The sequence below is a fragment of the Kitasatospora sp. NPDC087861 genome (assembly GCF_044742585.1).
Classification (GTDB): domain Bacteria; phylum Actinomycetota; class Actinomycetes; order Streptomycetales; family Streptomycetaceae; genus Kitasatospora.
The window spans coordinates 137,941-150,510 of record NZ_JBIUUS010000017.1 but is presented as its reverse complement, the minus strand read 5'-3'; the positions used below and the strand labels follow the sequence as shown (position 1 = coordinate 150,510).

The window sequence follows — 12,570 nt, the reverse complement described above, 5'->3', positions numbered from 1 at the left end:
CCGGCCGAAGTGGCCGGGGGGCGGTTCGCGTACGGGGGGCGGTTCGCGTACGGGGGTCGGGAGGGCTACTCCCAGCGGAAGAAGCGGGCCGCGGCGGCCAGGCCGAGGACGGCCCAGCCGGCCAGGATGCCGAGGTCCGACCAGGGCACCGAGGCCCCGTGCTGCAGGACCGACCGCAGGCCGTCCGAGAGGGCGGAGATCGGCAGCAGCTCCAGCGCCGACTGCACCGCCGAGGGGAACCTGCTCAGCGGCACGATCACGCCGCCGGCCAGCAACAGCAGGATGAACACCAGGTTCGCGGCGGCCAGGGTGGCCTCCGCCTTGAGCGTGCCGGCCATCAGCAGGCCGAGCCCGGAGAAGGCGGCGGTGCCGAGGACCAGCAGCGCGGCGACCGTCAGCGGGTTGCCCTGCGGGGACCAGCCGAGCGCCAGCGCGATCACCGACAGCAGCGCGACCTGCAGCGCCTCGGTGACCAGCACGCAGCCGGTCTTGGCGGTCAGCAGCGCCCAGCGCGGGAGCGGGCTGGCGCCGAGCCGCTTCAGCACGCCGTAGCGGCGCTCGAAGCCGGTGGCGATGGCCTGCCCGGTGAAGGCGGTGGACAGCACGGCCAGTGCGAGCAGGCCGGGGGCCAGGAAGTCGACCCGCTTGCCCGGGCCCTCGACCGCGACGATGTCCACGGCCGAGAACAGCACCAGCAGCACGGTCGGGATGACCACGGTGAGCAGCAGCTGCTCACCGTTGCGCAGCAGCATCCTGGTCTCGAAGGCGGTCTGGGCGAGCAGCATCCGGCCGACCGGGGCGGCGCCCGGCTTGGGGGCGTAGTCAGTGGCGTCCGGCGTGGGCGCGTAGTCAGTGGTGCTCACGAGCGCAGGTCCCGTCCGGTCAGGTCGAGGAAGACGTCTTCGAGGCTGCGGCGCCGCACGGACAGCCGTTCGGGCAGGATGCCGGAGGCCGCGCACCAGCCGGTGACGGTGGCCACCAGCTGCGGGTCGACGGGCGCCTCGATGCGGTAGCCGCCGGGGGAGGTCTCGGCGGCGGTGGCGCCCTCGGGCAGCTCCTTGAGCAGCGGGCCGAGGTCGAGCCCGGGCGGGCCGTCGAAGCACAGGGCGTTCTCGGCGCCGCCGCGGCACAGCTCCTCGGGGCTGCCGGTCGCGATCACCCGGCCCCGGTCGACGATGGCGACCTGGTCGGCGAGCTGCTCGGCCTCGTCCATGTGGTGGGTGGTGACGACCACCGTGACGCCGTCCCGGCGCAGGTCGCGGACCAGCTCCCAGGTCGCCCGCCGGGCCTGCGGGTCGAGGCCGGCGGTGGGCTCGTCCAGGAAGACCAGCTCGGGGCGGCCGACCACGGCCATGGCCAGGGCGAGCCGCTGCTGCTGGCCGCCGGACAGCCGCCGGTAGGTGGTGCGGCCGCAGGAGCCGAGGCCGAGTCGTTCGACCAGCGCGTCGACGTCCAGCGGGTGGGCGTGCAGCCGGGCGGTGTGGCGCAGCATCTCGACGGCGCGCGCGCCCGCGTACACGCCGCCGGACTGCAGCATGACGCCGATCCGGGGGCGCAGCGCGGCGTTCTGGGCGACCGGGTCGAGGCCGAGGACGCGGACGGTGCCGGCGTCGGGGCGGCGGTAGCCCTCGCAGGTCTCGATGGTGGTGGTCTTGCCGGCGCCGTTGGGGCCGAGGACGGCGGTGATCGCGCCGCGTGCGATGGTGAGGTCGAGGCCGTCCACCGCGGGCTTGTCGCCGTAGCGCTTGACCAGCCCGGCGATCTTCACCGCGGGTTCGGAGTGCATACCGGCGAGTCTAAGAGGGGCGAACGTCCGGCCCGGACGGCGGCCTCGATGATCGTTTCCGCAGGTCAGGTAAGGCTTGCCTGCGTGACAGATGACACGAGTGAGGCCTGCGTCACGGCTTGTCCTGTCGGAAGTAATTACGCAACACTGGTGTTGTGAAAAACATGCGCGAGCACGCCACGCACCAGGAGGCCGAGTCGGCCCCCGGTTGGGACGTGCCCGTGACGGCGGCCGAGGTGCTGCTGGAGGGCCACCGGGCCACCCGGGACCGGGTCGCCCGGTCGATCCTCGACCACGGCCCCTCCTCCGCCGCCGACCTGGCGAGCCGGCTCGGCCTCACCGCCGCCGCCGTCCGCCGCCACCTCGACGGGCTGGCCGCCGCAGGCCTGGTCGAGTCCCGCGAACAGCGGGTCTACGGCAGCCGCGGCCGGGGCCGTCCGGCCAAGGTCTTCGCCCTCACCGACGGCGGCCGGGACGCCTTCTACCAGGCGTACGACCAGCTCGCCGCCGACGCGCTGCGCTGGATCTCCGACTCGGTCGGCGGCGGCAAGGCGGGCGAGGAGGCGGTCGCCGCCTTCGCCCGGGCCCGGTTCGGCAAGCAGGGCGAGAAGTACCTGGAAATCCTGCGGCTGGCCGAGGCGGGGGAGCGCACCGAGGCGCTCGCCCAGGCGCTGAGCGCCGACGGGTACGCTGCCACGGTGCGGCGGGTCCCGCCGGCCGTGGCGAAGGCCCCGGCGGGCGCCCAGCTCTGCCAGCACCACTGCCCGGTCGCGCACATCGCCGAGCAGTTCCCCCAGCTCTGCGAGGCGGAGACCGAGGTCTTCTCGCAACTCCTGGGCACCCATGTGCAACGGCTGGCCACCATCGCCCACGGCGACGGGGTCTGCACGACCTATGTGCCGGCACCCGGTGCCGCATCGTCGCCTGCCCGGCGCCCCGCCGGTCAGGACTCCGATGCAGTGCCGACTGCCGGTACGTCCACCGAAGATTCAGCGTCCGCGCGTTAGGAAGCTCGCATGACTGACACCGTTTCGCACCCGGAGCTCGAAGGCCTGGGCACCTACGAGTACGGCTGGGCGGACCCGGACACCGCCGGTGCCACCGCCAAGCGCGGGCTCAGCGAAGACGTCGTCCGCGACATCTCCGCGAAGAAGAGCGAGTCCGAGTGGATGCTCAACCTGCGTCTCAAGGGCCTGAAGCTGTTCGGCAAGAAGCCCATGCCGACCTGGGGCTCGGACCTCTCGGGCATCGACTTCGACAACATCAAGTACTTCGTCCGTTCGACCGAGAAGCAGGCCGAGTCCTGGGAGGACCTGCCCGCCGACATCAAGGCGACGTACGACAAGCTCGGCATCCCGGAGGCGGAGAAGCAGCGCCTGGTCGCCGGTGTCGCGGCGCAGTACGAGTCCGAGGTGGTCTACCACCAGATCCGCGAGGACCTGGAGCAGCAGGGTGTCATCTTCCTGGACACCGACACCGCGCTGCGTGAGCACCCGGAGATCTTCAAGGAGTACTTCGGCACCGTCATCCCGGCCGGCGACAACAAGTTCGCCGCGCTGAACACCGCCGTGTGGTCCGGCGGCTCGTTCATCTACGTGCCGAAGGGTGTCCACGTCGACATCCCGCTCCAGGCCTACTTCCGGATCAACACCGAGAACATGGGCCAGTTCGAGCGGACGCTGATCATCGTCGACGAGGACGCCTACGTCCACTACGTCGAGGGCTGCACCGCGCCGATCTACTCCTCCGACTCGCTGCACTCCGCGGTCGTGGAGATCATCGTGAAGAAGGGCGGCCGCTGCCGCTACACGACCATCCAGAACTGGTCGAACAATGTCTACAACCTGGTCACCAAGCGCGCCGTGGCGTACGAGGGCGCGACCATGGAGTGGGTCGACGGCAACATCGGCTCCAAGGTGACCATGAAGTACCCGGCCGTCTACCTGATGGGCGAGCACGCCAAGGGCGAGACCCTGTCGATCGCCTTCGCCGGCGAGGGCCAGCACCAGGACGCCGGCGCCAAGATGGTGCACATGGCGCCGAACACCTCCTCCAACATCGTCTCCAAGTCGGTGGCGCGAGGCGGCGGCCGCACCTCCTACCGCGGTCTGATCGAGATCGGCGAGGGCTCCAAGGGCGCCAAGTCCAACGTGCTCTGCGACGCCCTGCTGGTCGACACCATCTCCCGCTCGGACACCTACCCGTACGTGGACGTCCGCGAGGACGACGTGTCGATGGGTCACGAGGCGACGGTCTCCAAGGTCAGCGAGGACCAGCTCTTCTACCTGATGAGCCGGGGCATGACCGAGTTCGAGGCGATGGCGATGATCGTCCGCGGCTTCGTCGAGCCGATCGCGCGCGAGCTGCCGATGGAGTACGCGCTGGAGCTGAACCGGCTGATCGAGCTGCAGATGGAGGGCTCCGTCGGCTGACCAACGGCCGCACGCAGTCCAGTCCGCACTTTTGAGGAAGAGAGCACCACGACAGCCATGGCTGACGTCAACACCCCCACCGGCTCCACGACCGCCGGTTCGATCGAGGTCGGCACCGCCGGCGCCGGCGCGCAGCTCGCCGGCCCCGGCACCGGCCGCGCCACCGTCCAGCAGCCGATCGACGCCCGCGTCGCGGTCAAGCCCTCGTTCGACGTGAACGACTTCCCGGTGCCCACCGGCCGCGAGGAGGACTGGCGCTTCACCCCGCTGCACCGCCTCGGCGGCCTGCACGACGGCTCGGCCGTCAGCGCCGCGAAGGGCGAGGACAAGGTCGAGCTGAGCCTGCCGGGCGGCGTCACCGCCGAGACGGTCGGCCGCGACGACGCCCGCCTGGGCAAGGCCGGCACGCCGGTCGACCGGGTCGCCGCGCAGGCGTTCAGCGCCTTCGAGCAGGCGCTCGTGGTCACCGTCCCCAAGGAGACGGTGCTCACCGAGCCGGTGAAGATCGACGTGCACGGCGAGGGCGGCACCCGCTTCGCCCACGTGGTGATCGATGTCAAGCCGTTCGCCGAGGCCGTCGTGGTGATCAACCACACCGGCACCGGCACCCGGGCCGCCAACGTCGAGCTGCTGATCGGCGACGGCGCGAAGCTCACCTTCGTCTCGGTCCAGGACTGGGAGCGCGACGCGGTGCACGCTGCCCAGCAGACCGCGCTGGTCGGCCGGGACGCCTCGTTCAAGTCCGTGGTCGTCACCTTCGGCGGCGACCTGGTCCGGATCCACCCGCGGGTCAACTACGCCGCGCCCGGCGGCGAGGCCGAGCTGTTCGGCCTCTACTTCGCCGACGCCGGCCAGCACCTGGAGCACCGTCTGGTCATCGACCACGACACCCCGCACTGCCGCTCCAACGTGGTCTACAAGGGCGCGCTGCAGGGCCAGGACGCGCACGCCGTCTGGGTCGGCGACGTGCTGATCCGCGCCGCCGCCGAGGGCACCGACACCTACGAGCACAACCGCAACCTGGTGCTCACCGACGGCGCCCGGGTCGACTCGATCCCCAACCTGGAGATCGAGACCGGCGAGATCGTCGGCGCCGGTCACGCCTCCGCGACCGGCCGTTTCGACGACGAGCAGCTCTTCTACCTGCAGGCCCGCGGCATCCCGGCCGACGAGGCCCGCCGCCTGGTGGTGCGCGGCTTCTTCGCCGAGCTGGTCCAGCAGATCGGCGTCGCCGAGATCCAGGACCACCTGATGGAGAAGATCGAGGCCGAGCTGGAAGCGGCGGTCTGATCCCGATGACCTTCCTCCGTGCCTGCGCGCTGAGCGACCTCCAGGAGGACGTCCCCAAGCGCGTGGACCTCAACGGCGTGCCGGTCTCGATCGTCCGCACCGACGAGGGGGTGTTCGCGATCAACGACATCTGCTCGCACGCGAACGTCTCGCTCTCCGAGGGCGAGGTCGAGGACTGCATGATCGAGTGCTGGCTGCACGGCTCCAGCTTCGACCTGCGCACCGGCAAGCCCTCCGGCCTGCCCGCCACCAAGCCGGTCGCTGTCTACCCCGTAAAGATCGAAGGGGACGATGTGCTCGTCTCCGTCAACCAGGAGTCCTGAGTACACATGGCAACCCTTGAAATCCGCGACCTGCACGTCTCCGTCGACGCCGAGACCGGCCCGCGCGAGATCCTGAAGGGCGTCGACCTGACCGTGAAGCAGGGCGAGACCCACGCCATCATGGGTCCGAACGGCTCCGGCAAGTCCACCCTGGCCTACTCGCTGGCCGGCCACCCCAAGTACACCGTCACCAGCGGCTCGGTGCTGCTGGACGGCGAGAACGTCCTGGAGATGTCCGTCGACGAGCGGGCCAAGGCCGGCGTCTTCCTGGCCATGCAGTACCCGGTCGAGGTCCCGGGCGTCTCGGTGAGCAACTTCCTGCGCACCGCCGCCACCGCCGTCCGCGGCGAGGCCCCCAAGCTGCGCCTGTGGGTGAAGGAGGTCAAGGAGGCGATGGCCGCCCTCCAGATGGACCCGGCCTTCGCCGAGCGCAACGTGAACGAGGGCTTCTCCGGCGGTGAGAAGAAGCGCCACGAGATCCTCCAGCTGGAGCTCCTCAAGCCGAAGATCGCTATCCTCGACGAGACCGACTCCGGCCTGGACGTCGACGCGCTGCGGATCGTCTCCGAGGGCATCAACCGGGTTCGCTCGACCGGCGAGGTCGGCACCCTGCTGGTGACCCACTACACCCGCATCCTGCGGTACATCAAGCCCGACTACGTCCACGTCTTCGCGGGCGGCCGCATCGTCGAGTCCGGCGGCGCGGAGCTGGCCGACAAGCTGGAGAACGAGGGCTACGAGGCGTACGTGAAGGGTGGCGCTTCCGAGTGACCCATGCCCATGAGTCGGCGTCCCTGACGGGTCTGCTCGACACCGATGCGATTCGCAAGGACTTTCCCGTTCTGCAGCGCCTGCTGCACGACGACAAGCCGCTCGTCTACCTGGACAACGCGGCCACCTCGCAGAAGCCGCGCCAGGTACTGGAGGCGCTGACCGCCTACTACGAGCGGCACAACGCCAACGTCCACCGCGGCGTGCACGTGCTCGCCGAAGAGGCCACGGCGCTCTACGAGGGCGCCCGGGACAAGGTCGCGGACTTCGTCAACGCGCCCAGCCGCAACGAGGTGATCTTCACCAAGAACGCCTCCGAGTCGCTCAACCTCGTGGCCAACATGCTCGGTTGGGCCGACGAGCCGTACCGGGTGGACGCGGACTCCGAGATCGTCATCACGGAGATGGAGCACCACTCCAACATCGTCCCGTGGCAGCTGCTGTCGCAGCGCACCGGCGCGAAGCTGAAGTGGTTCGGGCTCACCGACGAGGGCCGGCTCGACCTCTCCAACATCGACGAGCTGATCACCGAGAAGACCAAGGTGGTGTCCTTCACCCTGGTCTCCAACCTGCTCGGCACCATCAACCCGGTCGAGACCATCGTCCGCAAGGCCCAGTCGGTCGGCGCGCTGGTCGTCATCGACGCCTCGCAGGCCGCCCCGCACATGGTGCTGGACGTCCAGGCGCTGGAGGCCGACTTCGTCGCCTTCACCGGCCACAAGATGCTCGCCCCGACCGGCATCGGCGTGCTCTGGGGCCGCCAGGAGCTGCTGGAGGACCTCCCGCCGTTCCTCGGCGGCGGCGAGATGATCGAGACCGTCACCATGGGCTCGTCCACCTACGCCCCGGCGCCGCACAAGTTCGAGGCCGGCACCCCGCCGATCGCCCAGGCGGTCGGGCTCGGCGCGGCCATCGACTACCTGTCGGGCATCGGCATGGAGAAGATCGCCGCGCACGAGCACGCGATCACCGCGTACGCGGTCGAGCGCCTGCTGGAGATCCCGGACCTGCGGATCATCGGCCCACGCACGGCCGTCGACCGCGGCGCCGCGATCTCCTTCACCCTCGGCGACATCCACCCGCACGACGTGGGCCAGGTGCTGGACGAGCAGGGCATCGCGGTGCGCGTCGGCCACCACTGCGCGCGGCCGGTCTGCCTGCGGTACGGAATTCCGGCGACCACGCGGGCGTCGTTCTACCTGTACTCGACGCCGGGCGAGGTCGACGCGCTGATCGACGGCCTGCACCACGTCCGGAACTTCTTCGGCTGACGGGACAGGGCAGGACATGAAGCTCGACTCGATGTACCAGGACATCATCCTGGACCACTACCGCAACCCCCACGGCAAGGGGCTGCGGGACGGCGACGCCGAGGTGCACCACGTCAACCCGACCTGCGGTGACGAGATCACCCTGCGGGTGCGGCTCGACGGCTCGACGGTCGCCGACGTCTCGTACGAGTCCCAGGGCTGCTCGATCAGCCAGGCCAGCGCCTCGGTGCTGAACGACCTGGTCGTGGGCAAGACCGTCGGCGAGGCGCAGGCCGTCCAGGAAGCCTTCCTGGAGCTGATGCAGAGCAAGGGCCAGGGCGAGGGCGACGAGGAGGTGCTGGAGGACGCAGTTGCGTTCGCCGGCGTCTCCAAGTACCCGGCCCGGGTCAAGTGCGCGCTGCTCAGCTGGATGGCCTGGAAGGACGCCACCGCCAAGGCGCTCGCCCAGAACCCCGCCGTGAACGACTGAATCCGCGAAGGAGGACAGACCATGAGTGACAACACCACCGACGCCGCGTCCCCCGTCGCGGAGGACACCGGCCAGCTCAACATCGTCGGCACCACCGCCGGCACCGTGTCCGTCGAGGACCTGACCGAGGCCCTGATGGACGTCGTCGACCCCGAACTGGGCATCGACGTCGTCAACCTGGGCCTGATCTACGGCATCCACATCGACGAGTCCGACGTGGCCACCATCGACATGACGCTCACCTCGGCGGCCTGCCCGCTGACCGACGTCATCGAGGACCAGGCCAAGACCGCCACCGACGGCCTGGTCCAGGACCTGCGCATCAACTGGGTCTGGATGCCGCCGTGGGGCCCCGACAAGATCACCGACGACGGCCGCGAGCAGCTCCGCGCACTCGGCTTCAACGTCTGACGGACGGCCTTTCGGTCAACCCGCTGCCGCGCGATTCTTCCTTCGGGGGAAGGGTTCGCGCGGCAGCGGTGTATCTGCGGTATCTGCGCCTCAGTGGGCGATGGCCTCGCCGGGGCGAGAGCCGGGGCGAGAACCGGGGTGGGAGCCGGGGCGAGAGCCGGGGAACGGCGCCCCGGCCGACAGGAGGGCTGCGCGTGCGCGTGCGGCACCTCTGGCCGCCACGGAAGCCCCGCCCCCGACCGCGACAGTTCGTCTTCCGAGGCCCGCGCAGGCGCGGCAGATGCCCGGCCGGGGTACCGGGTCGTGGCACTTGGCGCACTCGGAGTAGCGGGCTTCCGGGGGCCGCTCCTGCGGGCGTGAGGGAGGCATCTTGTGCTCCAGGCGGTAGCGGAGCACTGCCGCCGCCGAGTGCACCGGGACGGGCAAGCCCGGCAGCAGGGCCTGGGCCAAGTCGGCCTGGGTGCTGCCGCGTTCCAGCCACTGCGCGACCAGGGGCGCCAGCGCCTGCGCTTCGGCCTGGCCCAGGCGCAGGCGGGGTTCGGGCCGGATCACACGGAACAGGGTGGCCGCTGCTTCGCGGACCTGTTCATCCGGCACGGCAGTTGACGTTCGGGCGTTCCCGGGAGTTCCCTCCCCTCCGCCCGGGCTTTTCCCGTCGGCGGGATTCGCGGGGAGGGAGGTTCCTTCCTGCCGGTTCTTTACAACAGGGCCGCCAGCAGCGCCGGTTGCCGCTTCACCGGGCGCCGGAGGGGTGGCACTCGGAGTGGAAGGCCGTGGGGTGTCGTAGACGTGGGCCTCGCTGCGGATCGTGCCGTCGGGCATGCGGATCTTCTCGACGCGGTAGAAACCGGCGGCGGTGAGCTCCTTGAGGGCCTTGCGGATCGCGCCGCGCCCCTGCGGACTCGTGTCGGCCATGTGCCGGCCGTCCTCGCGCCAGCCGTCGGGACGGGAGAGGAGATCCGCGAGCAGGCCGCGGGCGGTGTAGGACAGTCGCCGGCACTGGAGTGCGGCGTTGGGCAGCACGGTGAAGTTGCGCACGTGGGCGCTACGATGGACGCGCATCGGGAGTTTCTGCTCCTGTTGCCTGACCCCGGGGTGTTCGAGCACCGCCGGGGTCGCCTATTTTCTGTTCGAGTACGGAACGTACCACGGCACTTGACGCAGCGTGAGGCCTTTTGTGGCATCCGGCGCCAGAGCAGTGCATATGACTGCGGGTCAGAAGTGGTCGGGCAGCCAGGGCTCCGCGTCAGCCGTGAGCCGCAGGAGCGCCACGAGGGAATCGCCTGTGCGCGCTCGGACACCAGACAGTCGGGCTGCAGCGGGGCTGCGGTAGCCCCCGGCGTACCAGGCCGCGAACTGGCCGTCGGTGAATGTCACGTGGCCTTGATCCCGGGTGGGGGTGATGTCGGCGGACCCGGCGCAGATCCGGAGCAGGTAGCGGCGCGGCGCTGTGCTGCCGGCCGTGGCGATTTCGACCGGGATCTCAACGTCGATGTCCGCTGGCCAACCACGCAGCCGAATCGCACCTTGCAGGTCGAGGACGCGCAGCATCCACGGGTGCCAGGCGTCGGCGGTGACGCGGTGCCGGTGGAGGTTGTGCAGCAGCACCGGGTACGGCGGCAGGGTGCCTCGGCGGAACCGGATGGTTTCGGCACGGCTGTCGTGTCGGCCGAGGAAAGCGAGCATCGCAGCGGCGCAGTCCTCGTTGGAAGCCCAGAAGTCGTGGACGGTGAGGTCCACGCCGTGCTGGTCGCGGCGGTTGGTCGAGAGGGACAACCAGCCGGCGGTTGGCTGATCAGGCTGGTTGAAGCGGTAGGTGGTGAGACGGTCCTTGGCCGCCTTCCAGGCCGACCACCAGTTGGGGCGCCGCACAGGCCCGTTCCAGGGCCGGGCAAGTTCCTGCTGAAGGTCCAGGGCGTCCTTGGTGAGACCGTGCTCGATGCGGAAGCCCCCGGCGGCGAAGCTGCGTTTGAGCTCGTCGGTGCGCATTGTCCAGGAGAACACTGACACGGGGGCCTGCCAGCCCATGCGTCGGGCGTAGCCGTTGGAGACCGTGGAGATGGTGGAGATCACCGCGCCCTGCGCGCGGAGCGGGCGTAGCCGTTCGGCGACCATCCGCTCGGACAGTCGGCCGCCGCGGGCCTCAGGAGCGACGCTGCCCGCGGCGAGGCATGCACTGGGCACCGGGGCACCTCCGAAGAACTGCGGGACGAGGAGCCCGAGTCCGCCGGCCACGACGTTGCCGGCCCGGATCGCGACCCGGATGTCCGCGCGGCCGCGCAGGTGCGCGATGTCGCCGATGGTGTGGCCGTAGCTGCGTTCGGCCATCGCGTCGTACTCCGCGATCAGCCCGTCGTCGGCCTCGATGAAGGAGATGTCGTCGTCCACGGTGCGGCGGCCTCCTAGTAGTTGGTGAGGGCCCGGATCGGGCCGGGGTCGATCGGCACGAGAAACGCTCGGCTGAAGGTGAGCACCGGTTGCTGGCCCTGGTTCACGCCGGTGGTGCGGCAGGTGACGACGCCCTGGTGCGGGCGGCTGAGTGAGGGGCGCTTGCTGGTGATCTCGGTTTCGGCGTAGAGGGTGTCCCCGACGAACACCGGGTTCAGGAACCGCACGTCGTCCATGCCGAGGTTGGCAGTCGTCAGGCCGCTGACGCAGCGTGCGGTCATCCCGCCCACGATCGCCAGGGTGACGGCGCTGCACACCAGGATCCGGCCCCACTCGGTGTGGGAGGCGTAGACGGCGTCGGTGTGGATCGGCGCCTGGTTGCCGCTGAGGGTGGTGATCAGGGCGTTGTCGGCGTCAGTGACAGTGCGGCCGGGGCGATGCTCGATGACCAGGCCCTCGGTGATGTCGTCGTAGCCGAAGCCGATGACCTCACGGATGCGATTCCTGCCGACCTGCCGAAAGCCGAGGGGGATCGTGACACTCACCGCGCTTGCTCCTGTCGTGCCTGCTGCTCCTGGGCGGTCTGCTCGCCGAGGCGGTCGAGCAACGCGCGGGCCTTGGCGAAGAACGGCCTGCCACGCATCTGCCCGTTGACGGAGGTGATGTGGCGGGCGCTGTGCTCGGCGGCGGCGACGATCGCGCGGGCCTCGGCGATCTCTGCCGCGCTGGGCTGGAACACGGCCGTGATGGTGGCGATCTGGCGCGGATGGATGGCGCCCTTGCCGTGGAAACCGATCGCCTTGGCCCGTTGGGCCTCCTCCCTGAGGCCGTCGGGGTCGTCGATGGCGAAGAAGGGGGTGTCGATGGCCAGGAGCCCGGCGGCGGAGCAGACGTTGGCCACGGTGTGCCGGGCGTGGAGCATCGGCTCCCAGTTGGTTGCCGTGCCGGTACCGAGTAGGGCGGCGTAGTCGGCGGACCCGAAGACCGCACCGGCCAGGCGCGGCGCGGCCACGATCGCGGGCAGGTCTGCGATGGCGCGCGGGGTCTCGATCAGTGCGAACAGGAACGGGTTGTAGACGACGGTGTCGAGGATGCCGGCCACCATGGCGACGTCCCGGGCAGACTCGGTCTTGGGGATCAGCACGACGGCGGGTTGGTGCCGGTAGGCGGCGATGGCCGCGAGGTCCTTCACGCCGTCCAGGGTGCCGAGCGCGTTGACGCGGATGCCGAGCGTGCACGACCCGGCCTCTGGGCGGTCGAAGAATCTCCAGGCGTCCTGCCGGGCTTGCTCCTTGGCGTCTGGGGCGACCGAGTCCTCCAGGTCCACCAGGGCGACGTCGGCGCCGAACGTTGTCGCAGCGGCGTACCGGTCCGGGCGCGTGCCGGGGGTCATGAACCACACCGGTCCGAGGCGGGGTGTAGTCACCGC

Annotated in this window: 14 protein-coding genes; 8 read left to right on the top strand and 6 right to left on the bottom strand. The window is 70.3% G+C overall.

Translation table 11 applies throughout. The annotated features are described in order from the left end of the window. Nucleotides 1-65: 65 nt before the first annotated feature. Nucleotides 66-785, bottom strand: coding sequence for an ABC transporter permease (locus ACIOJE_RS24115; protein ID WP_400778793.1), 720 nt, complete (start codon nucleotides 783-785; stop codon nucleotides 66-68). A 74-nt stretch (nucleotides 786-859) separates the two neighbouring features. Then, nucleotides 860-1,786, bottom strand: coding sequence for an ABC transporter ATP-binding protein (locus tag ACIOJE_RS24110; RefSeq protein ID WP_400778721.1), 927 nt, complete (start codon nucleotides 1,784-1,786; stop codon nucleotides 860-862). Nucleotides 1,787-1,950: 164 nt separating this feature from the next. Here ACIOJE_RS24110 and ACIOJE_RS24105 point away from each other — a divergent pair, with 164 nt between their 5' ends. From ACIOJE_RS24105 to ACIOJE_RS24070, 8 genes are read left to right on the top strand one after another with little or no spacing between them, the layout of a single operon-like run. Further along, nucleotides 1,951-2,793, top strand: a complete 843-nt coding sequence (locus ACIOJE_RS24105; RefSeq protein WP_280678327.1) for a metalloregulator ArsR/SmtB family transcription factor — start codon at nucleotides 1,951-1,953, stop codon at nucleotides 2,791-2,793. A 9-nt stretch (nucleotides 2,794-2,802) separates the two neighbouring features. Then, on the top strand, nucleotides 2,803-4,218 hold the full coding sequence (gene sufB, locus ACIOJE_RS24100; RefSeq protein WP_280678042.1) for a Fe-S cluster assembly protein SufB: 1,416 nt from the start codon (nucleotides 2,803-2,805) through the stop codon (nucleotides 4,216-4,218). 57 nt (nucleotides 4,219-4,275) lie between these two features. Further along, the gene (gene sufD, locus ACIOJE_RS24095) at nucleotides 4,276-5,508 is read left to right on the top strand and encodes a Fe-S cluster assembly protein SufD (protein ID WP_400778718.1); all 1,233 of its coding nucleotides are present in this window, start codon (nucleotides 4,276-4,278) and stop codon (nucleotides 5,506-5,508) included. A gap of 5 nt (nucleotides 5,509-5,513) precedes the next feature. Beyond that, nucleotides 5,514-5,831, top strand: a complete 318-nt coding sequence (locus tag ACIOJE_RS24090) for a bifunctional 3-phenylpropionate/cinnamic acid dioxygenase ferredoxin subunit (protein ID WP_280678046.1) — start codon at nucleotides 5,514-5,516, stop codon at nucleotides 5,829-5,831. A gap of 6 nt (nucleotides 5,832-5,837) precedes the next feature. Further along, nucleotides 5,838-6,602, top strand: coding sequence for a Fe-S cluster assembly ATPase SufC (gene sufC, locus ACIOJE_RS24085; RefSeq protein WP_280678048.1), 765 nt, complete (start codon nucleotides 5,838-5,840; stop codon nucleotides 6,600-6,602). Between the two features lie 23 nt (nucleotides 6,603-6,625). Beyond that, entirely contained in the window at nucleotides 6,626-7,873 is a 1,248-nt protein-coding gene (locus tag ACIOJE_RS24080) for a cysteine desulfurase (RefSeq protein WP_400778792.1), read from the top strand. A 16-nt stretch (nucleotides 7,874-7,889) separates the two neighbouring features. Continuing rightward, a complete protein-coding gene (gene sufU / locus ACIOJE_RS24075) occupies nucleotides 7,890-8,342 on the top strand; it encodes a Fe-S cluster assembly sulfur transfer protein SufU (RefSeq protein ID WP_280678052.1) in 453 nt (150 codons plus the stop codon). Between the two features lie 21 nt (nucleotides 8,343-8,363). Continuing rightward, complete coding sequence (locus ACIOJE_RS24070; RefSeq protein WP_280678054.1) at nucleotides 8,364-8,753, top strand: metal-sulfur cluster assembly factor; 390 nt, start codon at nucleotides 8,364-8,366, stop codon at nucleotides 8,751-8,753. Nucleotides 8,754-8,843: 90 nt separating this feature from the next. Here the strand turns inward: ACIOJE_RS24070 and ACIOJE_RS24065 are convergent, their stop codons facing one another. The 4 genes from ACIOJE_RS24065 to ACIOJE_RS24050 form a co-directional block, all read right to left on the bottom strand. After that, on the bottom strand, nucleotides 8,844-9,815 hold the full coding sequence (locus ACIOJE_RS24065) for a hypothetical protein (protein ID WP_400778715.1): 972 nt from the start codon (nucleotides 9,813-9,815) through the stop codon (nucleotides 8,844-8,846). Between the two features lie 153 nt (nucleotides 9,816-9,968). Continuing rightward, a complete protein-coding gene (eis, locus tag ACIOJE_RS24060) occupies nucleotides 9,969-11,141 on the bottom strand; it encodes an enhanced intracellular survival protein Eis (protein WP_400778713.1) in 1,173 nt (390 codons plus the stop codon). A 14-nt stretch (nucleotides 11,142-11,155) separates the two neighbouring features. After that, complete coding sequence (locus tag ACIOJE_RS24055; protein ID WP_400778711.1) at nucleotides 11,156-11,686, bottom strand: MaoC family dehydratase; 531 nt, start codon at nucleotides 11,684-11,686, stop codon at nucleotides 11,156-11,158. Beyond that, nucleotides 11,683-12,567, bottom strand: coding sequence for an HpcH/HpaI aldolase/citrate lyase family protein (locus ACIOJE_RS24050; RefSeq protein ID WP_400778709.1), 885 nt, complete (start codon nucleotides 12,565-12,567; stop codon nucleotides 11,683-11,685). The genes ACIOJE_RS24055 and ACIOJE_RS24050 overlap by 4 nt, the downstream gene beginning before the upstream one ends. Between the last annotated feature and the right edge of the window lie 3 nt (nucleotides 12,568-12,570).